This is a genomic window from Nocardioides sp. JCM 18999 (assembly GCF_055391175.1).
This window is the reverse complement of sequence record NZ_AP043887.1, coordinates 3,302,276-3,326,554: the sequence shown is the minus strand read 5'-3', so window position 1 is coordinate 3,326,554 and position 24,279 is coordinate 3,302,276. Positions and strand designations below refer to the sequence as shown.

The following is a 24,279-nucleotide window of genomic DNA, read 5'->3' as shown; positions in this document are numbered from 1 at the left end:
CTCGAGTACGAGCAGAGAACCCCGAGGCGGAAGCGCAGTTCGGATGCTGTGGTGCCACGGTGGCTCCGTCGCCCGGTCGACGGCCTCAGCGATCTCGGCGCCAACCTCCGGTTCTACCTCGAGGTCCTCCAGCAGATCCCGGCGACGCTCAAGCACTATCCGAAGGAAGTGCTGAGGCTGCTCTCGGAGGTCAGCTTCGGCTCCGGCGCTCTCGCCGTGATCGGAGGCACGATCGGCGTGATGCTCGGGATGACGCTCTCGGTCGGATTCGTGGTCGGGATGCAGGGGTACGCCGCCCTCGACCAGATCGGCGCGTCGGCACTCAACGGATTCATCTCGGCCTACTTCAACACCCGCGAGGTGGCGCCCATGGTGGCCGCACTCGCTCTCTCGGCCACGGTCGGCTCCGGTTTCACCGCCCAGCTGGGTGCGATGCGGATCAACGAGGAGGTCGACGCCCTGCGTGCGATGGCTGTCTCACCCGTGCCCTACCTGATCACGACCCGAGTGATCGCCGGGTTCGTCGCCATCATCCCGCTCTACGTCATCGGGTTGCTGACGTCCTACGGGGGCGCCCGTTTCATCACGGTCTTCGTCTACGGACAGTCGGCCGGCACCTATGACCACTACTTCAACCTGTTCCTGCCCCCGATCGACATCCTGCTCTCGTTCGTCAAGGTGCTGATCTTCTCGGTGATGATCATCCTGGTGCACTGCCGGATGGGCTACCAGGCCTCCGGCGGCCCTGCCGGCGTCGGTGTCGCCGTCGGTCGTGCAGTCCGCCGCAGCTTGGTCTCGGTCGCCGTGCTCGACCTGATCCTGTCGATGGCGCTGTGGGGTGCCGTCACGACGGTGAGGATCGCCGGATGAGCGCCGGACGCCTGCGCGACCTGCTGCTCGGGGTCTTAGCGCTCTCCTTGCTCGGCGGTGGCCTGGCAGTCGCTTTCCTCGCCTACCAGCGGGTGCTCGTCCCGCACCGCGACATCGTCCTGCGCACCGACGTGGTGGGGAACGCCCTCCAGGTCGGCTCGGACGTCAAGTTGAACGGGGTCCCGGTCGGGACCGTCGCCAAGATCTCGGCGACGGACGAGGGCGCTGACCTTCGGTTGGCGCTCGACCCCGACGTCCTCGCCAAGGTGCCGGACAACGCTGTCGCACGGCTGTTGCCCAAGACCATGTTCGGCGAGCGGTACGTCGCCCTGGTGGTCCCGGACCAGCCGAGCAGCACCACGCTCGAGGCGGGTGACGTGATCCACCAGGACGCCACGGCCGAGGCAGCCGAGCTGCAACAGGTCCTCGACGCCATGCTGCCGACACTCAAGGCGATCCAGCCGGAGAAGCTCGCCGCGACGCTTGGCGAGTTCGCCCAGATGCTGCAGGGCCAGGGTGCTGCACTCGGTGACTCGATGGTCGCCTGGTCGCACTACGTGGAGAAGCTGAACCCGAAGGTCCCGCAGATGACCGAGGACTTCGCCCAGCTCGCGCGGGTCGCCGACCAGTGGAACATCGCCGCACCCGACCTGCTGGAAGCGGTCAGCACGATGACGACCAGTACCCAGACCCTGGTTGACGAACAGGCGAACCTGCGCGACGTCTACGCCAGCGTGATCAGCTCGGCGGACACCACGAGGGGGTGGGTGGCCGACCAGCACGACACCATCGTGGTGCTCTCGGAGCAGAGTCGGGACGCGCTGCGGGCGAGCTCGCCGTACGCGGCGCAGTTCCCCTGCCTGTTCAAGGCGGTGGCTGACTTCAAGCCGCGGATGGAGCAGGCACTCGGCGCAGGGACCGGCGAGCCCGGCATGCACGCGGTCCTCACCGTGATGCCGGCACGGAGCAAGTACCTCGTCGGCACCGACGACGTGCAGTACACGAAGGGCACCCCACCGCCGCGGTGTCCCTACGTGACCGGCCACGTCGGAACATCGGCCGCCCGCGAGAGTGCGGCAACGCCTGCTGACACCGCCGTGTGGCCGAGGTCGACCGCCACCGTCACCGACCCCGCCGCCGCGACGCCGGTTCAGATCGGACCGCCGCCGGGGGCCAACGCTGAGTCCTACCTGCGTGCCCTGGTCGGACTCGGTGACGCGAACTCTCCGGGGGAGAACCAGCTGATCTCTGAGCTCGTCGGGCCCACCCAGGGGATCGCGCCCGCCGACTATCCGGACTGGAACAGCTTGCTGCTGGGTCCGACCTTGAGAAACACGAAGGTGGTGCTGAAGTGAGCAGGGACGTCAATCACGGCGGGCTGTGGAGCATCGGGATCAAGAGCCTGGTCTTCACCCTGGTCACCGTCGCCGCCACCGCGGTGCTCGCCAGCACCATCCGAAACAGCTCGGCCGGGGAGATGAAGACCTACACGGCCGTGTTCAGCGACGCCACCAGCGTCAACCGTGGTGACGACGTCCGGATGGTCGGAGTCAAGGTGGGGACCGTGCAGGACGTCGGCCTCACCCAGAACAGGCTGGCGAAGGTGAAGTTCACCATCCGCAAGGGGGTGCGACTCGACGCCGGCACTCGGATCCAGGTCAAGTTCCGCAACCTCGTCGGCCAGCGCTACCTGGCAGTCGAGCAGCCGGACCTGACCACCGCCACCACGGTGTCCGCGAAGCCGGCCATCGCGCCGGGCCACGTCTTCGGGCTTGAGGAGACGCGCGGCGCCCTGGACCTGACCTTGCTCTTCAACGGGTTCCGTCCGCTGCTGCGGATGCTGGACGCCGACGACGTCAACAAGCTCAGTGAGCAGATCGTCGCCGTCTTCCAAGGAGAGGACGCGACTGTCGACGGACTGCTCAGCAGCACCGCCAGCGTCACGTCGACCCTCGCCCAGAAGGACCAGGTGATCGGTGAGTTGATCACCAGCCTGAGCAGCGTGATGAGCACGGTGAACGATCGATCCGGGCAGCTGGACACGACGCTGGTCACCATGCAGCAGCTGGTCTCCGGGCTCGCCCAGGACCGAGCGGCGATCGGGGACTCGATCACCGGGATGGGCGAACTGACCAGCAAGGTCGCCACCCTCTTCGAGGACACTCGCCCCTCCATCCGAGCATCGATCAACGACCTCGGGGCCATCTCGGCGAATCTCAACCAGCACAGCCACGAGGTCGAGAACTTCCTCCAGATGCTGCCGATCAAGCTCGACCGGATCGGCCGCACCGCGAGCTACGGCTCCTGGCTCAACTTCTACCTGTGCTCGATGGACGGACGGATTCCGATGGCTGAGGGCTACATGGGCGACCTGGGTGCACAGCCCGTTGCCGGGAGGTGCCGCTGATGTCCCGCTACCCCGTGTCGTTCGCTGAACGCAACCGCGTCGTGATCGCGATCGTCGGCCTGATCACCATGGGTGTCGTCTTCTACGGCGTGCTCAACATGAGCTCGCTTCCGATCGTCGGCGCGGGCAAGACGTACAGCGCGGTCTTCACCGAGGCCGGCGGATTGCGTCCGGGAGACGAGGTCAGAGTCGCCGGGGTCAGGGTCGGCGAGGTGACCGACGTGCAGCTCGACGGCAAGCAGGTCGTGGTCAGCTTCCAAGCCAAGGGCGTGCACCTGAAGGACGCAACCACCGCAGCGATCAAGGTCAAGACCATGCTGGGCCAGAAGTTCGTCTCGCTGGATCCCCTCGGCAGCGGCTCGCTGCACGGGTCGATCCCGTTGGACAGGACCACGACGCCGTACGACGTCAACGCAGCGGTTTCGGACATGTCGACCACTTTCAACGAGATCGACACCGATCAGATGGAGGCCAGCTTCGAGGCGCTTGCAGTGGCCTTCAAGGACACTCCGGAGTCGGTGCGAAGGATGGTCAGCGGGCTGACCGACCTGTCCCGCACCATCTCCTCCCGTGACGACGAGCTCGGGGGTCTCCTCGAGGCGACTGAGGGTGTCACGGGCACGCTGGCCAGCCGGAACGCCGAGCTGGCCAGCCTGATCACCGACGGATCCGACCTGCTCGGCGAGCTGCAGCAGCGGCGCGACTCGGTGCACACCTTGCTGACCGGCACCGCCAACCTCGGCACCCAGCTGCACGGCCTGGTCGACGACAACGACAAGACGCTGGCACCCGCACTGGCCAAGCTCGACGGGGTCACCGAGATCCTCAACCGCAACCAAGCGAACCTGGACAAGGCCCTCACTCAGCTCGGGCCCTACTACCGGGTGCTGGGTGCTGCGACCGGCAACGGCCGTTGGGTCGATGCGTACCTCTGCGGACTCTTCGACAAGGACAAGAACCCGGTGCTGGACAACGACGTGGTTCGAAACTGCTACCCGCCCGGAGGTGCCCAGTGAAGCGGTTCGCCAGCCGATGGTCAGCGATCGCGGTCATCGTTGCGATGGTCGCAGCCGCGGGACTCGGTCTCCACCTGATGCTCCGACCCGATCCGGTCCGCCTCACCGCGCTGTTCGACTCGACCGTGGGCCTCTATCCCGGGTCCGACGTGCAGGTGCTCGGCGTGCCGGTCGGCAAGGTCACGGAGGTGAGCGCCGAAGGTGACAACGTGCGGGTCCAGATGGAGCTCGATCCCGACCAAGCGGTGGCCGCAGACACGAAGGCGGTGATCATCGCCCCGACGATGGTCAGCGACCGTTTCGTCCAGCTCACCGAGCCGTGGGTCAAGGGCTCGGGCACAGCCCAACTCAAGAGCGGCACGGTGCTCGAGCGTGATCGCACCGCGGTGCCGGTCGAGATCGACGATCTGTACGCGGGTCTGAAGGACTTCGCCGACGCTCTGGGGCCGAACGGTGCGAACAAGCACGGCGCACTCAGCGAGCTCCTCAAGGTCGCCGCGGCAAACCTCGATGGCCAGGGCGCAAACATGAACACGATGGTCCGCGAATTCGGCAAGGCGACGTCGACGATGTCGAGCATCGACGAGAGCTTCTTCGCCACGATCGCCAACCTCGATCAGCTCAACCAGATGCTGGCGGACAACGACAGCGCCGTGGCGAAGGTGAACACCCAATTCGCTGACGTCGCTGGATACCTGGCCGACGATCGGGAGGACCTCGGTGCCGCGGCCGACAACCTGGCCGAAGCGATGAGCGTCCTCGACGACTTCATCCGGGACCACCGGGCCCAGTTGCAGGGCAGCCTCGAAGGTCTGCTGCCGACGGCCAGGAAGCTCGCCAAGAACCACGAGTCGCTCGATGAGACCGTTCGTCTGGCGCCGCTTCTGCTGCACAACCTCAGCGATGCCTACGACCCGACGCACAACGTGATCGGGGGCCGCGGCAACGTCAACGAGGTCTCCGTGTGGAGCACCGACGGGCTAACCGCGCAGAGCTCCAGCAACGCGCCGCCGACCATGCTCGACAACGAACGGAAGGGCCGATGAGGACCAGCAACCGCACTCGTCCGGGCCAGCGGCGGGCCGCTGCGATCGCAGCCTTCGGCGTCGGTCTGACCCTCGCGTTGTCGGGATGCGGTCTGGGGAAGGACCTCTACACCACGCCGTTGCCCGGCGGAGCCGACGTCGGGTCGAACCCGGTGACGATCACCGCCGACTTCGCCGATGCCGTCGACCTGGTGCCGCAGAGCAGCGTCAAGGTGGAGAACATCGCCGTCGGGCGGGTCGCCACGATCAAGCTCAACCCGGACGGGCGCAGTGCACGCGTCGAGCTGGTCCTGCGACGTGACGTCGACCTGCCTTCGGGAACCACGGCACGGCTACAGCAGACATCGCTCCTCGGGGAGAAGTACGTCGCCCTGATCCGCCCCGAGACTGCTGCCTCCGGAGCGGCCAGTTCGCTGGCTGACGGCGCGAACATCCCGGTCGCCTCCACCAGCCAGGTCGCCGAGGTCGAGGAGGTCCTCGGAGCGCTATCGATGGTGATCAACGGTGGCGGCGTCGGGCAGTTCCAGAACATCTCCCGCGAGCTGCAGCAGGTGTCGTCAGGTCGACCGGAGGAGATCCGCGGCTTCCTGCGCAACATGGAGGTCTTCATGACCAGCCTGGATGCTCGCAAGGGCGCGATCACCGACGCCCTGGACTCGCTCGCGACGTTGTCGTCGACGCTCGACCAGGACAAGGACAAGATCACCCAGGTGCTCGAGGGCCTCAGCCCGGGCATGAAGGTGCTTTCCGACCAGCGCGGGGACCTGGTGAAGATGTTGAGCTCGCTCGACCGGCTCAGCACGGTCAGCGTGCGGACCCTCAACGCCTCGCAGCAGGAGATGACGGAGGACCTGCGGCTCCTGGAGCCGATCCTGCGTGAGCTCGCAGCCTCAGGGGCCGCGCTGCCCAACTCTCTCGAGATGCTGCTCACCTACCCGTTCCCCGACTCGGTGCTGGGCGCGATCAAGGGTGACTACCTCAACGTCTTCGCGACCGCGAACTACACCTCACTGCCTGACAGCTGTGCCGGGTTCGGGTGTCCGTGGCCACAGCTTCCCGATACCGGGAACCGGCCGCCGTTCGTCGTGGTGGACCCGAACGCCAGCGCGACCCCCTCATCGGCGGCGGCCGCCGGACTCTCGGATGCGACCAACGCCCCGACCAGCTCAGGGCCGTCGCTCTCCGCATCGGCGAGCCCATCCGGGACGTTGTCACCGAGCCCGTCGGAGAGCGCGTCGGCTGACACGAGTGCAAGCGCTGACCCGAGCCCGAGCGGTAGCGCGCCAACGAGCCTGGCCGATCCCGACCCGTCGCCGACCCTGCTGCCGCCGACTGACTCGGCGCTTCCCGGTCTGGCTCAACGGTCGGTGCAGGTCCCGTCGAGGAAGGCGCGCTGATGCTGACTTTCATGACCAAGACCAAGGTCGTCGTGTTCATGATCATCGCTCTGGTCACGACCGCCTTCCTGGCGCTGCACTACGTCGGCCTCGACCGCTACGTCGGCGGCTACCAGGTCACCGTCGACATGCCCGGGGCCGGCGGTCTGTTCAAGAACTCCGAGGTGACCTACCGCGGCGTCCCGGTCGGCCGGGTGCAGTCCCTGACGGCGAACCGCGACGGAGCCACCGCCGTGCTGCGGATCGAGGGAGGTGCCCCCGAGATGCCGGCCGAGGTCGAGGCCCGGGTGGTGGACCGCTCGGCGATCGGCGAGCAGTACCTCGACCTCCGTGGAGGCTCGGTGGAGGGGACGAAGCTCAGCGACGGGGCGCACCTGACGATGACGGCAGCAGGACTGCCGCCTTCCATCGACGGCTTGCTGCGCAGCAGCCGGGACATGATCTCCTCGGTTCCGTCCGAGGAGCTGAACACCGTCGTCGACGAGGCGTACGAGTTCACCCGTGGCAACGGGCAGAACCTCGCTCGCCTGGTGGAGACCTCGTCGGAGTTCGCCCGCACGGCGGACCGCAACTTCTTGGTCACGGTCAGCCTGATCGAGAACTCCGGAAAGGTGCTGGCCACCCAGGAGGCAGCGGCCTCGAGCTTCAAGAGCTTCAGCAAGGACATGAGCCTGCTGGCGGACACGCTCGTCGAGCACGACGCGTCCTGGCGGCAGCTGATCGAGCAGACCCCGGCCTCGGCCCGGCAGCTGGACGAGCTCTTCCGGACCGTGGGCCAGCCACTCGGCCAGCTGATGGGCAACCTCGTGTCGACCGCCGAGGTCTTCGGGGCCAACGCCGATGGCGTCAAGGAGACGATGATCCGGCTGCCTGAGGGCATCTCGATCACGTACGCCGTCATGACCGGACAGGGGATGCGTTCGGGTCTGGAACCGACCTTCTTCAGCCCGATGCCGTGCGTCCAGGGGTATGAGAGCACGACGATGCGGGGTGGCCTCGATACCAGCCCAGGTAAGCCGTTCAACACCAAAGCCGGCTGCACGATGGCACCATCGTCCGGAGTGAACGTGCGGGGACCCCAGGCCGCCCGGCGCGGGACCGGCAAGCAGGGCACCAGCTCCCGATCCACTCTGGCTGGAGCGGCCGACAGCCTGGAGGATCTGATGGGAGGCGCGCGATGAGCATCGACGAATCGATGGAGGAGTCCGCGGTCGAGGAGGGGTCGACGGCGCCGTTCACGTTCCGGGGCCGGCGCTCCGGGCGTGGCACCGCGGCAGAGCCGGTCGTGACGACTGAGGCCGACCCCGAGATTGTCGACGAGGTCGCAGATCCAGGCGGGGACGATGTGCCGCCGCGGCGTCGCCAGTCTGGGCTGGGCGGGCCGATCTGGGCCCTGCTCGTGATCTCCCTGATTGCGGCCGTCCTGGCGTTCATCTCCTGGCGTTCGGTCGCGCACGACCCTGACCGAGACCGCGCTGCGCTGCGCGACGACGCCCTGATCGAGGGCACCGCCGGGGTCGTGACGATGACCTCGATGGATCATCGGAACGTGGCCGCGGGTATCAAGGCGTGGCAGACGGTCTCGACGGGTGTCCTGCACGATCAGCTGGTCTCGATCGGCGCCGACGAGGAGAAGATGCTGGCCGATCAGGGCAAGATCGCGACCGGCCGCGTCGTTGAGGCCGCCCTCTCCGAGCTGTCGGATCGTACGGCGACCCTGATCGCAGCCGTCGAGGTGACCGTCAGTGAGGACGACCCGAACGTGGAACCGACCGTGAAGCGCAACCGATTCTCCGCCGACCTGGTGCTCGTGAACGGTCACTGGAAGATCGAGAACCTGCAGCAAGTGGCGGTGGGACTGTGAAGACGGCGCTCGCGACGATCCGTTCCGCAGGTCCGCTCCGGCTGACGGTGGTGGGTCTGTCGGTCGTCCTCCTCCTCACGGCTGCCGTTCTGGGCTGGCGGGCGCACGAGCTCCGCCAGGACCCCTCCCTGACGAACCGGGCTCTGCTCGCCACCGAGGTCCAGGAGGATGCGGTCAAGACCGTCTCCCAGGGGCTGACCCAGGTGCTCAGCTTCGACTACACCCAACCCGACGCCACTCGGGCGTTCGCCGACCGGGTGCTGAGTGGGCAGGCTCGCCAGGAGTACGACACCTTGTTCGCGAGCCTCGAGGAGCGGGCACCCGGCCAGAAGCTGACGCTGTCGGCGGAGGTCAGGGTGGCAGGAGTCCGGGAGCTGACCGCCTCGCGAGCCTCGATGCTGGTCTTCGTCGACCAGAGGAGCACGCGCGCCAAGGATGCGCAGGCGTCCGTGTCGGCGGCACAGCTCAGCGTGACGGCCGAGCGCAAGGGCTCCCACTGGGTGATCACCGGGCTGAAGCCGCTCTGAACCCAGGTGGTCAGGGCGCGGACAGTCGGGCGCGGTCCTCGGGGGAGAGCCACAGCTCCCCGAGCAGGTGGCCCCCGGCCGCACCGATGGCGCCGACGAGCGGCACGGCCCAGGTGTGTTCGATCAGCGCGACCGCCGCGGCCGAACCCGGCGCCACCAGATCGGCGAGCGACCAGGACTGGTCCGACACGTCGACGCTCGCTCCGTCGCTGCGCTCCTCGCCGAGGAGCTCGGCGGCAGCCCGGTGGAGCTCGGGCGGGACGCCCGCCGGTGGCTCGAGGGTGTCGAACGTGCCGTCCGCGTCGCGGTTGACGAGGAGCAGGCCGACCAGTCGGACCACTCCGGCCTCGCGCAGTCGGGTGAGCTCGTCGAGGACGGCACCCGAGAACGACGGCTCCTCGAAGCCGAGGACCAGGACCTGGACGGGCGCACTCACGGTGTGATCCGGGCGATCAGCCGATCGTGCTCCGCCTGGTCGATGACGCCGGACCGGTGCAGTCCCGCCAGCGCCTCGCGCGCCTCGGCGGGCGTCTGAGCAGGACTCGGCGGCGCAGTAGCGGCGGGCGGTGCCGGAGCTGCCGGAGGCGGTGCAGGGTGCGAGGCGGCGTACGCCTGGCTGGGGGTGACCGCCCGCCGTAGTACGGGACGGCGCCCGTCATCCCCGTGAACCGCAGCTGCCTCGGTACCAGCACGACCATGCGTTCAGCATCGCGCAGCGACGGCCGCGGCGGAACCCATGGGATCGTCGTAACGACGCACCGTGTGCTGTTCGGGACCCGGATCAGCTCGTCGTGCCTTCGAAGTGACACAGCCTGTGCGGTTCGACTCAGGCGGTCAGGGCAGCCAGGGCTCCGTGGGGGCGCCGATCGCCGTTCTGCCCGCGCTCGAGGCGCTCGACCTCGGCGAAACCCGCGGCCTCGAGATGCGCCGCCATGGCATCGATCGGCCAGCGACGAGCGGTGATGACCTTGTGCGCGAAGGTGTCGCTGACCTCGCCCACGAAGAATCCGACCACGAGTGGGCGGCCGCTCCCGAGAACTCGCCTGATCTCGGTGAGAGCCGCGGCCAGCTCCTGGGCATCGAGGTGGATGAGCGAGTACCAGGCCAGGGCACCGGCGACCGTCCCGTCCTCGAAGGGCAGGTCCATGACGGAACCGAGATCGAACGTGGCCGATGGCTGGGCACGACGGGCGTGGTCGATGAACTCGGGGACGAGGTCAATGCCGTGGGCGTTTGCGCCCGTGGACTGGAGGAGCCCCGTGAGATGGCCGGGACCGCAGCCCAGGTCGGCGACGGTGCCTGACAGACCGCCCAGGTGGCGCACGATCAGCCGGAGGTCGTCGACGTGCTCGTGGCTGCCGGACGCGAAGAGGTCGATGTACCGGCTGGACATCCGCGAGTAGGCCCGCTGGACGTCGCTCGGCTGCATGCGCGGACTCTAGGGAATCCGGAGGCTCACCATCGACCTGATCCGCGGAAATGCGACGAGGGCCAGCGTTTCCGCTGGCCCTCACCGGTCGGTCGGGGTGACAGGATTTGAACCTGCGGCCTCTACGTCCCGAACGTAGCGCGCTACCAAACTGCGCCACACCCCGATGTGCCCCGCCATCCGAGGATGCCGACTCACAAGCATGGGAGCGTACCGGAACACCCCGGCGCACCCGTAATCGGGATCAGTCCCCGGACGGGACCGCCGGCACCAGGGTCAGCAGGGTCGCCTCGGGGCGGCACGCGATCCGCATCCGGAGGTAGGGGTTCGTGCCCAGGCCCGCCGACACGTGCAACCAGGCCGAACCCGGGTCGCCGGGCTGGGACTGTGCGGGATGACGGTGCAGCCCTCGCGCGCGGGCCGTGTCGAGGTCGCAGTTCGTGGTCAGGGCACGCGAGCCGCCGGGCCACGGCAGCCGCCACTGCCCGCCGTGCGTGTGCCCGGCGATGATCGCGTCGTACCCGTCGCCGGCGAACTGGTCCAGCACCCTCCGGTACGGCGCGTGCGTGACTGCGAGACGCACGTCGGCGGTGCGGTCGGCCGGACCGGCGACGTCCTCGAGGCGGTCGTAGCTCAGGTGCGGATCGTCGACGCCGGCGAAGGCGATCGAGACTCCACCGACCTCCAGGGTGTCAAGCCGGTTGCTCAGGTCGAGCCAGCCGCCGCCGGAGAACCCGGCCGCCAGGTCGCGCCACGGCAGCGACGGCGTGTGGGTCGCGCGGTGGCCGTCATCGGGCAGCACGTACCGCAGCGGGTTGCGCATGCCCGGCTCGAAGTAGTCGTTGGACCCGAGCACGAAGACGCCCGGAACCTCCATCAGCCCGCCCAGGGCGTCGAGCAGCGGTGGGATCGCGTCGCGGTGGGCCAGGTTGTCGCCGGTGTTGATCACCAGGTCGGGGCGCAGGACGCTCAGCCCGGCCAGCCACTCGAGCTTCTTGGTCTGCGACGGAACCAGGTGGATGTCCGACAGGTGCAGCACCTGGATCGGGTCGGCGCCGGCGGGCAGCACCGGCAGCGTGACCCGCTTCAACGTGTACTGGCGGGCCTCCCAGTGGGCGTACGCGACCGCACCGACCCCAGCGAGTGCGGTCGCGGTCGCCGTACGGCGAAGAATGGAGGCGGGCGCCATGGAGCAAGGCTGCCACAATGGGGTTCATGACCCTCAAGGAGACGATCCGTACCGACCTCACCGCCGCGATCAAGGCCCGGGATGAGATCCGCTCCTCCACCCTCCGGATGGTGCTCACTGCGATCACCAACGCGGAGGTCGCTGGCAAGGAGGCGATCGTGCTGACCGACGCCCAGGTGATCGACGTGCTCTCGAGCGAGGCCAAGAAGCGGCGCGAGGCCGCGGTCGCGTTCGAGGACGGCGGCCGTCTCGAGGCTGCGGCCAAGGAGGTCGCCGAGGCCGCCGTGATCGCCGACTACCTGCCGCCGCAGCTGAGTGAGACCGAGATCGTCGAGCTGGTCACCGCCACCATCGCCGACCTCGGCGTGGCCGGTGACGGGATGCGGGCGATGGGCCGCGTGATGGGTGCTCTGCAGCCCCAGACGAAGGGGCGTGCCGACGGCAGCTTCGTGTCGGCTGAGGTGAAGCGCCAGCTCGGCGCCTGACGCCCGCGCCCCGTCGACCCCGCCCGTCCCGTGCCGCGCGACTACCCGGACTTCTCCGTGTTCGATCGCACCGAGATCATCGATCCGGTGCTGCACCAACGCGTCCTCGACGCGTCGGCGGAGCTCCAGGCGGCACGCTCACGTCTGGCAGGCGAGGTCGCGCGTGGGCGGCGGGCCGGCATCCGGCTCTTCGGGCCGGGGCCTGGCGAGGTGAACCGGAACCTGTACGAGGAGTCGAAGACGTGGCGCCAGTACCTCTCGATCCGGCCGTGGCTCCGGGCCGAGGAGCTGCGCGCGAACCTGCAGACCAACCGGGCCCGGGCGACGAGCGCCGACGCGACCAGCGTCTACGACATCAACGCGACGACCGACGCAGCACGCCTCGTGCTGAGCGGGGAGACCCAGGGGCGCTACCTCCTCGGGATCGCGCCGATCCAGCTGAAGCTGGTCGAGGACCGTGAGGCGTTCGTCGACGGACCCGTGTCCAGCGAGGGGCCGACCGTGATGGCTGTCGCGGATCCGGCGTTCCTCGCCGTCGCTCGGGCGTACGCCGACGCGGTGATCGCCTCGGCCTCGCCGCCGGAGCGGTTCGGTGTCGGATTCGCCGGGCTCTCCGCCCGCCAGCGCCAGGTCGTCGGGCTGCTCTCGGCGGAGTCGAGCGACGCCCAGATCGCTGAGGCGCTCGGCTTCAGCATCCGGACCGTGCGCACCGAGATCGCCCAGCTGATGGAGCACTTCGGTGTCGGCACCCGGTTCGCTCTCGGCAGCGCCATCGCGGCGCAGCAGTCAGCGTCCGCCGCGACCCCGGCCGGGACCTGAACCGTCCCGCCCGCGCTTGCCCTTCTTCTTCTTCTCCTTCTCGGGCTCGGGCCGCTTCGTGTACTCGATGTCCTTGACCTTGTCGGGGGTCGCGGCGACCATGCTGGCCGGCGGCGCCTCGAAGTCGACCGGCTTGAGCTCGGACTGGATCGGGTGCATCGCGTCGGCCCACATCGGACCGGCGAAGCCGGAGCCGCTGACCGCGCTGCTGGAGATGTAGGTCCCGGAGATGGTCTGGCCACCCAGCGGGATGGGTGAGCCGAAGCTGTTCGCCCCGGCGATCATCGCCGCGGTCGCGATCTGCGGGGTGTAGCCCATGAACCAGACCGACTTGCCGCCCTGGGTGGTTCCGGTCTTGCCGGCCGACTCGATGGTCTGGCCACCGCTCGTCTGCAGGTTGGTGTGGCCGATGTCGTGGCCGAACCCGCCCGGCTCCTGGACGCCGCGCAGGACGTCGTTGACGCCGTCGGCGACGTCCTTGGGGAGCACCTGCTTGCAGTCGGTGTCGTAGCTCTTGATCGGGTTGCCGGCCGAGTCGGCGATCTCCGTGACCGGGCGCGGCGTGCAGTAGAGGCCGCGGGCACCGAAGGTCGCGTAGGCGCCGGCCATCTCGAGCGGGCTGACGTCGACGACGCCGAGGGTGAAGGCGGGCAGCCGTTCGATCTTGGGCTTGGTCAGGAAGAGGCCCATCGACTTGGCCAGGTTGAACGGCTCGCACACACCGGTGACCTGCTCGAGCTGGGCGTAGAAGGTGTTCACCGACAGCCGGGTGCCCGTGTAGAGCGTCATCCGGCCGCTGGTGGTCGAGTTGCCGACCTCCCACGGGTCGACGAAGTTCCCCGCACCGGGGCAGTTCTTGTAGGCACTGCCCGGGAACGTCATCGGCGACGGCGCGTCGATCGAGGTGCTCAGGCCGACCCCGTCACGGATCGCGGCGGCGAGCACGAACGCCTTGAACGTCGACCCCGCCTGGAAGCCGTTCGAGTCGCCGTACTCCTTGGGGACGGTGTAGTTGAGGTAGGTCTCGCCCTGCTTCTTGCTCCGACCCATCGGGCGGGACTGCGACAGTGCGAGCACGTTGCCGGTGCCCGGCTCGACCTCGGCGATCGCGCCGATCGCCTGGTCCTTGGCGTGGACGTGGTCCGCCGTCGACTTGTCGGCCGCCTTCTGGTTGGCCAGGTTGAGCGTGGTCTTGATCGTCAGGCCGCCCGAGTAGAGCAGCTTGCGGCGCTCCTCGGCCGTGGCGCCCAGCGCCGGGTCGTCCAGCAGTCGACGGATCACGTAGTCGCAGAAGAACGCGGCCCGCGAGTTCACGCAGCCGTTCTGCGCCTCCTTCACGTCGAGCCCGAGATCGGCGGCCTTGGCCTCCTTGGCCTGGGCGGCGGTGATCACGTTGAGCTGGGCCATCCGGTCCAGGACGACGTTGCGCCGCGCGATGGCGCGGTCGGGGGAGTTGGTCGGGTCGTAGCCGGTCGGGTTCTTCACCAGCCCGGCGAGCACCGCGGCCTGGGTGAGCGTCAGCTTGTCGGAGTTCACGTTGAAGTAGTGCTTGGCGGCCGCCTGGACACCGAACGCACCGTCTCCGAAGTACGCCGTGTTGAGGTAGCGCTCCAGGATCCAGTCCTTGGAGTGCGACTGCTCCAGAGCGATGGCGTAGCGCAGCTCCTGGATCTTGCGGGCGTAGGAGTCGGCCGTGACGGCCTTGCGCTCGGCGTCGGTGGTGGCCTGGCTGAGCAGGGTCAGCTTGACCAGCTGCTGGGTGATCGAGGAGCCGCCCTGGACGACGCCGCTGTTGGCCTTGTTGGTGATGAAGGCGCGCAGCGTGCCCTTCAGGTCGAGGGCGCCGTGCTGGTAGAAGCGGTAGTCCTCGATCGAGACGATCGCCTGCACCATCGTGCGGCTGATCTGGTCGAGCGGTCGGGTGATCCGGTTCTCGTCGTAGAGCGTCGTGATCGTCCTGCCCGAGGCGTCGACGATCTTCGAGCGCTGGGCCAGGTCGCCGGGCTCCAGCTCGGTGGGAAGCTCGGTCATCGACCGTGACACGTTGCGGGCAGCGATACCGGCCACCCCGGCGAACGGGATGGCCAGCAGGGCGACCACGACGCCGAGAACGACGGCCACGGCGACCATCACTCCCAGCCGGGTCAGCACGAGCTCGCGGCGGTCAGCAGGCCTGGACATGGGGGCCAGGGTACGTGACGAGTGGGAACTAGCCGGTTGTGACTAGTCCTAAATGACTACGCAACTTGGGTCGAACGGGACTGTATACCTGAAACCGGGTAGGAATATCGTATATTCAGAAATCCAGTATCGCTCCTGTGAGGGGACCCATGGGAACGATGCACTCGAAAAGGACACGTTATGTGGGTTGAAGACTGGACCCCTCGGGCGGCGTGCCGAGGTACACAACCAGACCAGCTGTTCGTCAAAGGTGCCGAGCAGAACAAGGCCAAGCAGCTGTGCTCCAGCTGCCCGGTGAAGACCGAATGCCTCGCCGAGGCCCTCGACAACCAGATCGAGTGGGGCGTGTGGGGCGGGATGACCGAGCGTGAGCGACGCGCCCTGCTGCGCCGTCGCCCGAACGCCTCGTGGCGTGCGGTGCTCGAGTCTGCTCGCACGGTCGACCTGACCAAGTAGTCCCCTGCTCACTCGGTGAGCAGCGTCCCGACCTCGCGGAGTCCGTCGAGGTCGTGGACGTCGCCGGCGAGCGCCGGCACCACGGCGATCGGCACCTGTGGGTGCGCGGCGCTGAAGCGGTCGGTGAGCTGGCGTTCGCGCGCCACCCTGATCGTGCGGTCGGCGTGCAGGCGGAGCAGGCCCGCGGTGATCGAGTCCGGGTCGGCGTGCTCGAGCTGCTCGGCGCCGCCGAGCGCCCCCGCCGCGGTCAGGTCGTCGGCCGCGGGCGTCGTCGCGCGGTTGACCACGAGTCCCGCCAGCGGCATGCCGTCGCCGTGCAGTCGTTCGACGAAGTACGCCGCCTCGCGCAGCGCGTCCGGCTCGGGTGCCGCAACCACCACGAACGCCGTGCCGCTGGCCTGGAGCAGCGCGTAGGTCTCCTGCGCCCGCTGCCGGAACCCGCCGAAGACGGTGTCGAGCGCGGCCACGAAGGTCTGCAGGTCGACCAGGAACTGGCCGCCCAGGATCTTCGAGAGGGCGCCGGTGATCATGCCGAACCCGGCGGTCATCAACCGGGCCGGTCCCTTCGCCGGAACGAGCATCATCTTGATGAACCGGCCGTCGAGGAAGCTCGACAACCGGTCGGGTGCGTCGAGGAAGTCCAGCGCGTTCCGGCTCGGAGGCGTGTCGACGACGATCAGGTCGTAGTCCCCGGCGCGGTGCAGCTGGCCGAGCTTCTCCATCGCCATGTACTCCTGCGTCCCCGCGAACGAGCTCGACAGTGCGACGTAGAACGGGTTGGCCAGGATGGCGGCCGCCTTCTCGGGGCTGGCCTGGGCGAGCACGACCTCGTCGAAGGTCGACTTCATGTCCAGCATCATCGCCTCGAGCGAGCCGTCGCCGGTCAGGCCGACGACGGGCTTGGGCACGTTGCCGAGCTGCTCGATCCCCATCGACTGCGCCAGCCGTCGGGCCGGGTCGATGGTGAGCACGACCACCTTGCGGCCGCGTTCGGCGGCGCGCAGCGCGAGCGCGGCGCTGGTGGTGGTCTTCCCGACCCCGCCCGACCCGCAGCACACGATGATCCCGGTGCCGGGGTCGTCCAGCAGGGCGTCGAGGTCGAGCGCGGGGGCGCTGGTCGGGTGAGCGGCCAACGGGCCGACCCGGATGCGCGGGTGGTTCATGCCAGACCCTCCTCGACCAGACGCTCGGCCAGCTCGTAGAGCCCGCCCAGGTCGACGCCACCGGCCAACCGGGGCAGCTCGATGGTGTCGCGCCCGTACTCGGCGACCCGGACCCGCTGGGCGTCCTCGAGCTCGCGTCGCTCGGCGTGCTCGGCCGCATCGACGGCCAAGGAGTCCAGGAGCACGTCGGCCGCCTCGATCCCGACGCTGGTCAGGTCGGCCGCGATCGCCGCCCGGTCGGGATGCGCGGTTTCGACCAGGTCGTGCGGACGGACCATGTTGACCACCACGGTGCCGACCGGCAGCTCGGCCGCCTCCAGCTCGGCGATCCCGTCGGCGGTCTCCTGCACCGGCATCTCCTCCAGCAGGGTGACCAGGTGGACCGCCGTCGCCGGCGAGCGGAAGAGCGTCATCATGGTGTCGGCCTGGCTCCGGATCGGTCCGACCTTGGCCAGACCGGCGACCTGCTCGGACACGTTGAGGAACTGGGTGACGCGGCCCGTGGGAGGCGCGTCCAGCACGACGGCGTCGTACGTCCGGGCGCCCTTGTTCCGGCTGTTGCGCTGCACCGCCTCGAAGATCTTGCCGGTGAGGAGCACGTCGCGGACCCCGGGGGCGACGGTGGTGGCGAACTCGATCACGCCGAACCGGTCGAGCGCCTTCCCGGCCCGGCCGAGCTTGTAGTACATCGAGAGGTACTCCAGCAGCGCGGACTCGGCGTCGATGTGCAGCGCGTAGACGTTCCCCGGGCGCGCGCTGCCGACGGTGAGGCCGGTCGCGATCCGGGTCTCGGCGTAGGGCAGTGGGTCGACGTCGAACATCCGGGCGATGCCCTGGCGGCCCTCGACCTCGCAGAGCAGCACGTCGGCGCCCTTGCTGGCCAGGGCGAGCGCGAGCGCGGCAGCGACCGTCGACTTCCCGGTGCCGCCCTTGCCGCTCACGACATGCAGCCGCGGAACCCCCATGTCCATCACGATCATCGACTCTAATCACCGGCCCTCGCCGGCGTCCGGGGATCGGTGCTCGGATCGGTGTGCAGCGCGGCACAATGGCGGTCGTGAGCATCCCCGCGAAGCGCCGACTGAACCGTGCAATCCTGGTCAGCAACCTGGTCGCCGGCGTCCTGGTGATCGTCGCGCTCGTGGTCTGGGTCCCCGTCTTCCTCCTGGCCGCGCCCTTCGCGCTGGCGTTCGTGGTGCTCTCCAGCCTCGCCTTCCCCGCTGACGGCCTCGTGTGGCGGGTCCTGGTCGCCGTCGGCCTTGCTCCGGTCCTGGCGACCCTCTGCTTCGTGCCCTGGCAGGTGATCGCCCTGGGGATCCGGCAGGCGACCCGGCGGGTGATGGCGTGAGAAACGAGCGCCGGCTGGATCGGCCGGTGCTGTTCAGCAACCTGATCGCTGGCGCGATCGTGCTGGCCACCACCATGGCGTGGCACGACGACTTCCGCGTGCTGCTGCTGGTCGCGTCGGTCACCTACATCGCCCTGGCCAGTCTGTACCTCGCCGGCATCGCCAGCGACGAGGACATCACCCCGACGCAGGAGCTGAAGGATCTGGCGCTTCCCTGGCTCGCCGGCTGCGCGTCCTGGGCCGGTTTGATGCTGGCCGTGCCCGCGTATGCGGGGGAGGGCGACGGCCCCCAGTGGCTCGGGGTCGTGATCGGAGCACCGTTCTTCACCACGTGCCTCTTCGTGATCTGGCAACTCTATGCTCACGCGGTCCGGCGGCTGATCTCGTTCCTTGTACGGCGACGGGCACGTCTGACGGCAGACTGAGTCCATGGTCCTTTCTGGCGAGGAGATGCTCTTTCCCGACGTCGACGCGTGGCGGGCATGGCTGGTCGAGCATCACGCCGACGTGCCGGCCGTCTGGCTGGTGCTGAGCCGCAAGGGCGGGACGACCACGTCGTTGTTCTACGCCGACGCGTTGGACGAGGCCCTCTGCTACGGCTGGATCGACGGGCAGACCCGCAGTCGCGACGACCAGACCACGTTCCAACGGTGGACCCCGCGCGGGCCGAAGAGCCGGTGGTCCGTGATCAACGTCGGCAAGGCCGAGCGCCTGATCGAGGAGGGGCGCATGCAGCCCGCGGGGTTCGCCGCGATCGAGGCGGCGAAGGCCGACGGCCGCTGGGAGGCGGCGTACGCGGGCAGCGCGACGATGGTGATGCCTCCCGAGCTGCTCGCGGCGATCGCCGCGGTGCCGGCGGCGCAGGCGACGTACGACTCTCTCAACGCCCAGGACCGGTACGCGCTCTACCACCGGTTGACCGCGCTGCGGACCGAGGCTGGACGGGCGAAACGGATCCAGTCGTTCGTCGCGATGCTGGCCGAGGGTCGCGGTCCTCACACCCCGACCTGAGCCAGCCGGCGTGAGCCCCCGGTAGGGTGCTGAGCCATGACCAAGTGGGAGTACCAGGTCGCCCCGATCCTCAACCATGTCGCGGGCCAGATCCTCAACAACTTCGGTGCCGACGGCTGGGAGCTCGTCACGATCAGTGACAACGGCTCGGGCAACCTCGTCGGTTACTTCAAGCGGCCGGCCGAGCAGTGAGCCTCGTCGAGGACCGGCTCGCCGAGCTCGGGCTGACCGTCCCGGACGTCGTTCCGCCGGTCGCCGCCTACGTGCCGGCGATCCGGACGGGCAACTACGTCTTCACCTCGGGCCAGATCCCGATGCGCGACGGTGTCCCCGTCGCCGTGGGCAAGGTCGGCGCTGCTGAGAACGGCGTGTCGGTCGAGCTCGCCACCGAGGCCGCGCAGCAGTGCGCGCTCAACGCGATCGCCGCGGTCAAGGCCGAGATCGGCGACCTGGACCTGGTCAAGCGCGTGGTCAAGGCGGTCGTCTTCGTCGCCTCCGACCCGTCGTTCACCGGTCAGCCGGGCGTCGCCAACGGTGCCTCGGAGCTGCTCAAGGCCGCCTTCGGCGACGGCGGCACCCACGCCCGCTCCGCGGTGGGTGTGGCGGTTCTCCCCCTCGACGTCGCCGTCGAGGTCGAGATCATCGTCGAGCTCTGAGCCGATGACGGCGTCCGCCGGGCCCCCGGAGCCCGCTGAGCCGGTCGAGCCGCGCGACGCCGCCACCATCGTGCTGGTGCGCTCGACGGAGGACTCCCCGCTGGAGGTCTTCGTGATGGTGCGCCGCACCTCGATGGACTTCGCCGGCGGTGTGGTCGCCTTCCCCGGCGGCGGGGTCGCTTCCGACGACGGCTTCGGTGTCTCGGTCGAGCCGGAGCTCGCCGCCCGGATGGATGCGACCACCCCGGCTCAGGCTGCTGCCGTGCTGGTCGCCGGTGTGCGCGAGCTCGAGGAGGAGACCGGCGTCATCGTGCCGCTCTCTGCGCTCGGGCTGTGGGACGCCTGGACGACCCCCACGATCATGCCGAAGCGCTACCGGACCTGGTTCTTCGCGACCCTGCTGCCCGAGGGACAGGAGGCGCTCGAGCTCTCCACCGAGTCCTCGGCCGTGGAGTGGGTGACGCCGGCCGAGGCGCTCGCCCGGGCCGACGCCGGGGTGTGGGAGCTGATGCCGCCGACGTACTCCTCGATGCTGCGGCTGGCGACGTACGCCCGGGCCGAGGACGTCGTTGCCGCCACCCAGGAGGCGAGCCTGTCGATGTTCACCCCCGACTGGACCGGCGACGGGATCCGGCTGCCCGTGTGGGCGGCCGAGCTCGCCGCCGCCCGACCCGGCGCCCGCTGGAGCTGACGTGGAGGCCTGGCACGGAGGCACGTTCGGGGAGCACCGGTGTGTGCTGGCCGCCAACCCCGGGATCATGACCCTCGACGGGACCAACACCTGGATCCTGCGCGACGGCGAGCGGTCCGTCGTGGTCGACCCGGGCCCGCTCGACGAGGCCCACCTCGACGCCGTCCGGGCCGAGGCCGGCGACGTCGTCGAGGTCCTGCTCACCCACCACCACTTCGACCACGCCGAGGCCGCGGTCGCGTTCGCCGAGTCGGTCGGTGCCCCGGTGCGGGCGTTGGACCCGTCCCTGGTGCTCGGCGCCGACGGACTGCGTGACGGCGACGTGGTGGCGGTCTCCTCCTCGCTCGAGGTGCAGGTGATCGGGACGCCGGGCCACACCGCCGACTCGCTCTCCTTCTGGGTGCCCTCGGCCTCCGCCGTCCTGACCGGCGACACCGTGCTGGGCCGCGGCACCACCGTCGTCGCCCACCCCGACGGCTCCCTCGGGGCCTACCTGGACTCCCTCGACCGGCTCCGTGCCGTCGCCGAGGAGTACGACGTCTCCTGGATCTGGCCGGGCCACGGACCCGCGATCGCCGACGCGCTCGCGGTGCTCGACTACTACATCGCCCACCGCCGCTCCCGGCTCGAGCAGGTGGCGACCGCCCTGGCCCTCGTGCCGCCGGACACGATGGGTGACGACGTCCCCCGGGCGGTCGTCGAGATCGTCTACGCCGACGTCGACCCGGTGCTCTGGGGCGCGGCCGAGCTCAGCGTCCGCGCCCAGCTGGCCTTCTTGAGGCGAAATGACTAACTGGTCTTGAACCGGCTCTCGGAGTGACTCCGAGGGCCGTTTCAAGACCAGTTAGTTGGAGAGCTGGGGTCAGCGGGCGCGGCGGCTCATCCGCTCGACGTCGAGGATGACGACCGAGCGCGGCTCGAGGCGGAGCCAGCCGCGGGAGACGAAGTCGGCCAGCGCCTTGTTGACCGTCTCGCGGGAGGCGCCGACCAGCTGGGCGAGCTCCTCCTGGGTGAGGTCGTGGTGCACGTGCACGCCGTCGTCGGCGGTCCGACCGAAACGGTCGGCCAGGTCGAGCAGCGCCTTGGCGACGCGGCCGGGGACGTCGGAGAAGACCAGGTCGGCGACGACGTCGTTGGCCTTGCGCAGGCGGCCGGCGAGCTGGGCGAGCAGACCGGAGGCGATCTTCGGGCGGCCGTCGAGCCAGCGCAGCAGGTCCTCGTGCGCCAGCGAGGCGAAGGTCGAGTCGGTGACCGCGGTGACCGTGGCCGAGCGCGGGCCCGGGTCGAAGAGCGACAGCTCACCGAACATCTGGCCGGGGCCGAGGATGGCGAGCAGGTTCTCGCGGCCGTCGGCCGACGTGCGGCCGAGCTTCACCTTGCCGTCGACGACGATGTAGAGCTTGTCGCCCGAGTCGCCCTCGTGGAACAGCACCTCGCCACGACGCAGCTTCGTCTCGGCCAGCGAGGAGAGCAGCGCGGTTGCGGCCTCGTCGTCGAGCGCGTTGAAGAGCGTCGCCTGCCGCAGCACGTCGTTGTCCACCAGAACCTCCGTGTTTCGCCGCTGTCGCCCACCACCGGGCCGTCGGGTGAATCCTAGCCGTGGTATTCCTCACAACGGTGCAGCAGGGGTACTCCGAGACGACTCGGTGTCGTATCGTCGCCCGTTGCTCTCCGGCCGTACTCTTGGCGGGTGCGTGCGACGGGTGAGCTGGCTGCGGAGAGCCGCACCGCCCTCGTGAGGCGGGCACGCAAGGTCGACCGGATCCTCGCGGAGACCTATCCCGACGCCAAGGCCGAGCTCGACTTCGACAATCCCTTCGAGCTGCTCGTGGTCACCGTGCTCTCGGCGCAGACCACCGACAAGCGGGTCAACGCCGTCCGTCCGACCCTGTTCGCCGCCTACCCCGACGCCCGCGCGATGGCCGCCGCCGACCGCACCGTGCTCGAGGGCATCGTCGGCCCGCTCGGCTTCTTCCGCGCCAAGACCGACTCGCTGCTGCGCCTCTCCGCCGCCCTCGTCGAGGAGTACGACGGCCAGGTGCCCGGCTCGCTCGAGGCGCTGGTCAAGCTCCCCGGTGTCGGGCGCAAGACCGCCAACGTGGTGCTCGGCAACGCCTTCGACGTCCCCGGCATCACCGTCGACACCCACTTCGGGCGGCTCGTCCGGCGCCTCGGCTGGACCGAGGAGACCGACCCGGTCAAGGTCGAGTTCGCGGTCGCCGACCTGTTCCCGCCCCGGGACTGGACGATGCTGTCGCACCACCTGATCTGGCACGGCCGGCGTTGCTGCCACGCGAAGAAGCCGGCCTGCGGCGCCTGCCCGGTCGCGCGTCAGTGCCCGAGCTTCGGCGAAGGCCCGACCGACCGGGACGCCGCCGAGAAGCTGCTCCGCACGGAGGGTCCGAACTGATGCGCCGGCTGCTCGGGGCGGCCGCGGCCGCCGTACTCGCCGCTGCGCTGACGGCGTGCAGCGCCACTCCGCCGAAGACCACGGCGGAGCAGAAGGACTTCCCGGTCGACACCCCTGAGCTGGTCCAGCTGAAGCAGCAGGCCGGGGTCGAGGAGTGCCCGAGCGGCGCCGTCGCGTCGGGCGAGGGCGCGCTGCCGAAGGTCACCCTCGACTGCCTCGGCGGCGGCACCCCGGTCGACCTCTCCACGCTCCAGGGCCCGCTCATCCTCAACGTGTGGTCCAGCGCCTGCGACCCGTGCCGCAAGGAGATGCCGATCCTCGGCGAGTTCCATCGCAAGCACGGCGACCAGATCCCGCTCCTCGGCGTGGACCTGCTCGACAACTACCCGGGGGTCGCGCTCGAGCAGGCGGCCGAGCGCAAGGCGACGTACCCCCAGCTGTTCGACTTCTACGGCGAGATCCAGGAGACCAAGAAGCTCTTCGCGCCGGGTCTGCCGACGTTCTTCTTCCTGCACGAGGATGGCTCGATCACCCGCGAGTCCGGCGGCCTGACGTCGATGGACCAGCTGCTCACGATGGTCGACACCCAGTTCGGGACGAAGCTCTCATGAGCGCGACGCCGAGGCCCGCGTGGCTCGACGAGGTGGCCGCGGGCGCCCGGTCGATCCCGGCGACCAGCCTGACCCGGTTCCTGGTCCCCGACGGTGCCGACGCCCGCCGCTCGGCGGTGCTGATGCTCTTCGGTGAGGGGCCCGACGGCCCCGACCTGGTGTTGACCGAACGCAACCACACGATGCGCTCCCACCCCGGCCAGGTCTCGTTCCCCGGCGGTCGGCTCGACCCGGGGGAGACCGTGACCCAGGCCGCGCTGCGTGAGGCGCACGAGGAGATCGGGATCGCGCCGTCGTCGGTGGAGGTGGTCGGGTTCCTGCCCGAGCTGTGGCTGCCGCCGAGCAACTCCGCCGTCACCCCGGTGCTGGGCTGGTGGCCCGAGCAGCACACGCCGACCCCGACCTCGGTCGACGAGGTGCACGCGATCTACCGGGTGTCGATCGCCGAGCTCGCCGACCCGGATCACCGGATCACCGTCTCCTCCCCGGCGCACAACTGGCGCTCCCCGGGCTTCCTGATCGGGCCCGACAAGGACGTCATCCTGTGGGGCTTCACCGCCGGCGTGGTCGAACGCTTCCTCGCCTACCTCGGGTGGATCACCCCGATGCCGGACGCGCGCGAGGTCGAGATCCCCGCCTACATGCTCGCCGGCTCCGAACGTGCCGGTGGCCGCGACCTCCCCGAGGTCTCAGAGTGAAGGAC

The 24,279-nt window shown here is 69.3% G+C and carries 29 protein-coding genes and 1 tRNA gene; 22 read left to right on the top strand and 8 right to left on the bottom strand.

Translation table 11 applies throughout. The features are described from left to right. Positions 1-51: 51 nt before the first annotated feature. The 9 genes from ACZ5J1_RS16535 to ACZ5J1_RS16495 are packed head-to-tail and all read left to right on the top strand — an operon-like array spanning position 52 to position 9,127. Positions 52-870: an MlaE family ABC transporter permease gene (locus ACZ5J1_RS16535; protein ID WP_464560632.1), complete on the top strand. Its 819-nt coding sequence runs from the start codon at positions 52-54 to the stop codon at positions 868-870. Further along, positions 867-2,225 (top strand): MCE family protein, encoded by a 1,359-nt coding sequence (locus ACZ5J1_RS16530; protein WP_464560631.1) that lies wholly within the window; start codon positions 867-869, stop codon positions 2,223-2,225. The genes ACZ5J1_RS16535 and ACZ5J1_RS16530 overlap by 4 nt, the downstream gene beginning before the upstream one ends. Further along, positions 2,222-3,277: an MCE family protein gene (locus tag ACZ5J1_RS16525; protein WP_464560630.1), complete on the top strand. Its 1,056-nt coding sequence runs from the start codon at positions 2,222-2,224 to the stop codon at positions 3,275-3,277. The genes ACZ5J1_RS16530 and ACZ5J1_RS16525 overlap by 4 nt, the downstream gene beginning before the upstream one ends. Continuing rightward, positions 3,277-4,293, top strand: a complete 1,017-nt coding sequence (locus ACZ5J1_RS16520; protein ID WP_464560629.1) for an MCE family protein — start codon at positions 3,277-3,279, stop codon at positions 4,291-4,293. Before ACZ5J1_RS16525 ends, ACZ5J1_RS16520 begins: the two co-directional genes overlap by 1 nt. After that, the gene (locus tag ACZ5J1_RS16515) at positions 4,290-5,339 is read left to right on the top strand and encodes an MCE family protein (RefSeq protein ID WP_464560628.1); all 1,050 of its coding nucleotides are present in this window, start codon (positions 4,290-4,292) and stop codon (positions 5,337-5,339) included. Before ACZ5J1_RS16520 ends, ACZ5J1_RS16515 begins: the two co-directional genes overlap by 4 nt. Next, positions 5,336-6,736, top strand: a complete 1,401-nt coding sequence (locus ACZ5J1_RS16510) for an MCE family protein (RefSeq protein ID WP_464560627.1) — start codon at positions 5,336-5,338, stop codon at positions 6,734-6,736. The genes ACZ5J1_RS16515 and ACZ5J1_RS16510 overlap by 4 nt, the downstream gene beginning before the upstream one ends. 11 nt (positions 6,737-6,747) lie before the next feature. Then, the gene (locus ACZ5J1_RS16505; RefSeq protein WP_464560626.1) at positions 6,748-7,917 is read left to right on the top strand and encodes an MCE family protein; all 1,170 of its coding nucleotides are present in this window, start codon (positions 6,748-6,750) and stop codon (positions 7,915-7,917) included. After that, positions 7,914-8,600, top strand: a complete 687-nt coding sequence (locus tag ACZ5J1_RS16500) for a hypothetical protein (RefSeq protein WP_464560625.1) — start codon at positions 7,914-7,916, stop codon at positions 8,598-8,600. Before ACZ5J1_RS16505 ends, ACZ5J1_RS16500 begins: the two co-directional genes overlap by 4 nt. Further along, the gene (locus tag ACZ5J1_RS16495; RefSeq protein WP_464560624.1) at positions 8,597-9,127 is read left to right on the top strand and encodes a hypothetical protein; all 531 of its coding nucleotides are present in this window, start codon (positions 8,597-8,599) and stop codon (positions 9,125-9,127) included. The genes ACZ5J1_RS16500 and ACZ5J1_RS16495 overlap by 4 nt, the downstream gene beginning before the upstream one ends. A 10-nt stretch (positions 9,128-9,137) precedes the next feature. On the opposite strand, the gene ACZ5J1_RS16490 is transcribed toward ACZ5J1_RS16495, so the two are convergent. The 4 genes from ACZ5J1_RS16490 to ACZ5J1_RS16475 all read right to left on the bottom strand — a co-directional run bounded on the left by ACZ5J1_RS16490 (position 9,138) and on the right by ACZ5J1_RS16475 (position 11,745). Beyond that, positions 9,138-9,563 carry a DUF6325 family protein gene (locus tag ACZ5J1_RS16490; protein WP_464560623.1) on the bottom strand — a complete coding sequence of 142 codons (426 nt, stop codon included), beginning with the start codon at positions 9,561-9,563 and terminating at the stop codon, positions 9,138-9,140. Positions 9,564-9,953: 390 nt separating this feature from the next. Beyond that, positions 9,954-10,556, bottom strand: coding sequence for a class I SAM-dependent methyltransferase (locus ACZ5J1_RS16485; RefSeq protein WP_464560622.1), 603 nt, complete (start codon positions 10,554-10,556; stop codon positions 9,954-9,956). 92 nt (positions 10,557-10,648) lie between these two features. Next, a tRNA-Pro gene (locus ACZ5J1_RS16480) sits at positions 10,649-10,722 on the bottom strand. 78 nt (positions 10,723-10,800) lie between these two features. Further along, positions 10,801-11,745: a metallophosphoesterase gene (locus ACZ5J1_RS16475; protein WP_464560621.1), complete on the bottom strand. Its 945-nt coding sequence runs from the start codon at positions 11,743-11,745 to the stop codon at positions 10,801-10,803. Positions 11,746-11,762: 17 nt separating this feature from the next. Between ACZ5J1_RS16475 and ACZ5J1_RS16470 the strand changes: the two genes are divergently transcribed. Both ACZ5J1_RS16470 and ACZ5J1_RS16465 read left to right on the top strand, forming a co-directional pair. Further along, a complete protein-coding gene (locus tag ACZ5J1_RS16470; protein WP_464560620.1) occupies positions 11,763-12,230 on the top strand; it encodes a GatB/YqeY domain-containing protein in 468 nt (155 codons plus the stop codon). Between the two features lie 57 nt (positions 12,231-12,287). Continuing rightward, positions 12,288-13,049, top strand: coding sequence for a response regulator transcription factor (locus ACZ5J1_RS16465; RefSeq protein WP_464560619.1), 762 nt, complete (start codon positions 12,288-12,290; stop codon positions 13,047-13,049). Here ACZ5J1_RS16465 and ACZ5J1_RS16460 read toward each other — a convergent pair. Continuing rightward, on the bottom strand, positions 13,017-15,230 hold the full coding sequence (locus ACZ5J1_RS16460) for a transglycosylase domain-containing protein (RefSeq protein WP_464560618.1): 2,214 nt from the start codon (positions 15,228-15,230) through the stop codon (positions 13,017-13,019). The genes ACZ5J1_RS16465 and ACZ5J1_RS16460 overlap by 33 nt on opposite strands. A 180-nt stretch (positions 15,231-15,410) precedes the next feature. On the opposite strand from ACZ5J1_RS16460, the gene ACZ5J1_RS16455 reads away from it, so the two are divergent. Beyond that, the gene (locus tag ACZ5J1_RS16455) at positions 15,411-15,686 is read left to right on the top strand and encodes a WhiB family transcriptional regulator (protein WP_464560617.1); all 276 of its coding nucleotides are present in this window, start codon (positions 15,411-15,413) and stop codon (positions 15,684-15,686) included. 8 nt (positions 15,687-15,694) lie between these two features. On the opposite strand, the gene bagB is transcribed toward ACZ5J1_RS16455, so the two are convergent. Next, positions 15,695-16,849: an ATPase BagB gene (gene bagB / locus ACZ5J1_RS16450; protein ID WP_464560616.1), complete on the bottom strand. Its 1,155-nt coding sequence runs from the start codon at positions 16,847-16,849 to the stop codon at positions 15,695-15,697. Next, on the bottom strand, positions 16,846-17,814 hold the full coding sequence (bagA, locus tag ACZ5J1_RS16445; RefSeq protein WP_464560615.1) for an ATPase BagA: 969 nt from the start codon (positions 17,812-17,814) through the stop codon (positions 16,846-16,848). Before bagA ends, bagB begins: the two co-directional genes overlap by 4 nt. A 92-nt stretch (positions 17,815-17,906) precedes the next feature. On the opposite strand from bagA, the gene ACZ5J1_RS16440 reads away from it, so the two are divergent. The 7 genes from ACZ5J1_RS16440 to ACZ5J1_RS16410 are packed head-to-tail and all read left to right on the top strand — an operon-like array spanning position 17,907 to position 21,348. Then, positions 17,907-18,197, top strand: a complete 291-nt coding sequence (locus ACZ5J1_RS16440) for a hypothetical protein (RefSeq protein ID WP_464560614.1) — start codon at positions 17,907-17,909, stop codon at positions 18,195-18,197. Further along, positions 18,194-18,622 (top strand): hypothetical protein, encoded by a 429-nt coding sequence (locus ACZ5J1_RS16435; RefSeq protein WP_464560613.1) that lies wholly within the window; start codon positions 18,194-18,196, stop codon positions 18,620-18,622. The genes ACZ5J1_RS16440 and ACZ5J1_RS16435 overlap by 4 nt, the downstream gene beginning before the upstream one ends. A 4-nt stretch (positions 18,623-18,626) precedes the next feature. Further along, a complete protein-coding gene (locus ACZ5J1_RS16430; RefSeq protein WP_464560612.1) occupies positions 18,627-19,208 on the top strand; it encodes a YdeI/OmpD-associated family protein in 582 nt (193 codons plus the stop codon). 36 nt (positions 19,209-19,244) lie between these two features. Continuing rightward, a complete protein-coding gene (locus ACZ5J1_RS16425) occupies positions 19,245-19,400 on the top strand; it encodes a DUF4177 domain-containing protein (protein WP_464560611.1) in 156 nt (51 codons plus the stop codon). Next, positions 19,397-19,864 (top strand): RidA family protein, encoded by a 468-nt coding sequence (locus tag ACZ5J1_RS16420; protein ID WP_464560610.1) that lies wholly within the window; start codon positions 19,397-19,399, stop codon positions 19,862-19,864. Before ACZ5J1_RS16425 ends, ACZ5J1_RS16420 begins: the two co-directional genes overlap by 4 nt. Positions 19,865-19,868: 4 nt before the next feature. Beyond that, positions 19,869-20,555, top strand: a complete 687-nt coding sequence (locus ACZ5J1_RS16415) for an NUDIX hydrolase (RefSeq protein WP_464560609.1) — start codon at positions 19,869-19,871, stop codon at positions 20,553-20,555. Between the two features lies 1 nt (position 20,556). Continuing rightward, positions 20,557-21,348: an MBL fold metallo-hydrolase gene (locus ACZ5J1_RS16410; RefSeq protein ID WP_464560608.1), complete on the top strand. Its 792-nt coding sequence runs from the start codon at positions 20,557-20,559 to the stop codon at positions 21,346-21,348. 69 nt (positions 21,349-21,417) lie between these two features. On the opposite strand, the gene ACZ5J1_RS16405 is transcribed toward ACZ5J1_RS16410, so the two are convergent. Next, positions 21,418-22,095: a Crp/Fnr family transcriptional regulator gene (locus tag ACZ5J1_RS16405; RefSeq protein ID WP_464560607.1), complete on the bottom strand. Its 678-nt coding sequence runs from the start codon at positions 22,093-22,095 to the stop codon at positions 21,418-21,420. Positions 22,096-22,245: 150 nt separating this feature from the next. Between ACZ5J1_RS16405 and nth the strand changes: the two genes are divergently transcribed. Genes nth through ACZ5J1_RS16390 form a run of 3 tightly spaced genes read left to right on the top strand, consistent with a single transcriptional unit; the run spans position 22,246 to position 24,274 of the window. Continuing rightward, a complete protein-coding gene (gene nth, locus ACZ5J1_RS16400; RefSeq protein ID WP_464560606.1) occupies positions 22,246-22,965 on the top strand; it encodes an endonuclease III in 720 nt (239 codons plus the stop codon). Then, the gene (locus ACZ5J1_RS16395; RefSeq protein WP_464560605.1) at positions 22,965-23,576 is read left to right on the top strand and encodes a TlpA disulfide reductase family protein; all 612 of its coding nucleotides are present in this window, start codon (positions 22,965-22,967) and stop codon (positions 23,574-23,576) included. Before nth ends, ACZ5J1_RS16395 begins: the two co-directional genes overlap by 1 nt. Then, the gene (locus ACZ5J1_RS16390; RefSeq protein ID WP_464560604.1) at positions 23,573-24,274 is read left to right on the top strand and encodes an NUDIX hydrolase; all 702 of its coding nucleotides are present in this window, start codon (positions 23,573-23,575) and stop codon (positions 24,272-24,274) included. The genes ACZ5J1_RS16395 and ACZ5J1_RS16390 overlap by 4 nt, the downstream gene beginning before the upstream one ends. Positions 24,275-24,279 lie beyond the last annotated feature (5 nt).

What these genes read in the sequence shown, in the direction of transcription:
- ACZ5J1_RS16430 (WP_464560612.1), top strand. Translation starts at nt 18,627, where the DNA reads ATGGTCCTTTCTGGCGAGGAGATGCTCTTTCCCGACGTCGACGCGTGG.
- ACZ5J1_RS16425 (WP_464560611.1), top strand. Translation starts at nt 19,245, where the DNA reads ATGACCAAGTGGGAGTACCAGGTCGCCCCGATCCTCAACCATGTCGCG.
- ACZ5J1_RS16530 (WP_464560631.1), top strand. Translation starts at nt 867, where the DNA reads ATGAGCGCCGGACGCCTGCGCGACCTGCTGCTCGGGGTCTTAGCGCTC.
- ACZ5J1_RS16395 (WP_464560605.1), top strand. Translation starts at nt 22,965, where the DNA reads ATGCGCCGGCTGCTCGGGGCGGCCGCGGCCGCCGTACTCGCCGCTGCG.
- ACZ5J1_RS16500 (WP_464560625.1), top strand. Translation starts at nt 7,914, where the DNA reads ATGAGCATCGACGAATCGATGGAGGAGTCCGCGGTCGAGGAGGGGTCG.
- ACZ5J1_RS16505 (WP_464560626.1), top strand. Translation starts at nt 6,748, where the DNA reads ATGACCAAGACCAAGGTCGTCGTGTTCATGATCATCGCTCTGGTCACG.
- bagA (WP_464560615.1), bottom strand. Translation starts at nt 17,814, where the DNA reads ATGGGGGTTCCGCGGCTGCATGTCGTGAGCGGCAAGGGCGGCACCGGG.
- ACZ5J1_RS16510 (WP_464560627.1), top strand. Translation starts at nt 5,336, where the DNA reads ATGAGGACCAGCAACCGCACTCGTCCGGGCCAGCGGCGGGCCGCTGCG.
- ACZ5J1_RS16460 (WP_464560618.1), bottom strand. Translation starts at nt 15,230, where the DNA reads ATGTCCAGGCCTGCTGACCGCCGCGAGCTCGTGCTGACCCGGCTGGGA.
- ACZ5J1_RS16415 (WP_464560609.1), top strand. Translation starts at nt 19,869, where the DNA reads ATGACGGCGTCCGCCGGGCCCCCGGAGCCCGCTGAGCCGGTCGAGCCG.
- ACZ5J1_RS16475 (WP_464560621.1), bottom strand. Translation starts at nt 11,745, where the DNA reads ATGGCGCCCGCCTCCATTCTTCGCCGTACGGCGACCGCGACCGCACTC.
- ACZ5J1_RS16520 (WP_464560629.1), top strand. Translation starts at nt 3,277, where the DNA reads ATGTCCCGCTACCCCGTGTCGTTCGCTGAACGCAACCGCGTCGTGATC.
- ACZ5J1_RS16455 (WP_464560617.1), top strand. Translation starts at nt 15,411, where the DNA reads ATGTGGGTTGAAGACTGGACCCCTCGGGCGGCGTGCCGAGGTACACAA.
- ACZ5J1_RS16470 (WP_464560620.1), top strand. Translation starts at nt 11,763, where the DNA reads ATGGGGTTCATGACCCTCAAGGAGACGATCCGTACCGACCTCACCGCC.
- bagB (WP_464560616.1), bottom strand. Translation starts at nt 16,849, where the DNA reads ATGAACCACCCGCGCATCCGGGTCGGCCCGTTGGCCGCTCACCCGACC.
- ACZ5J1_RS16485 (WP_464560622.1), bottom strand. Translation starts at nt 10,556, where the DNA reads ATGCAGCCGAGCGACGTCCAGCGGGCCTACTCGCGGATGTCCAGCCGG.
- ACZ5J1_RS16390 (WP_464560604.1), top strand. Translation starts at nt 23,573, where the DNA reads ATGAGCGCGACGCCGAGGCCCGCGTGGCTCGACGAGGTGGCCGCGGGC.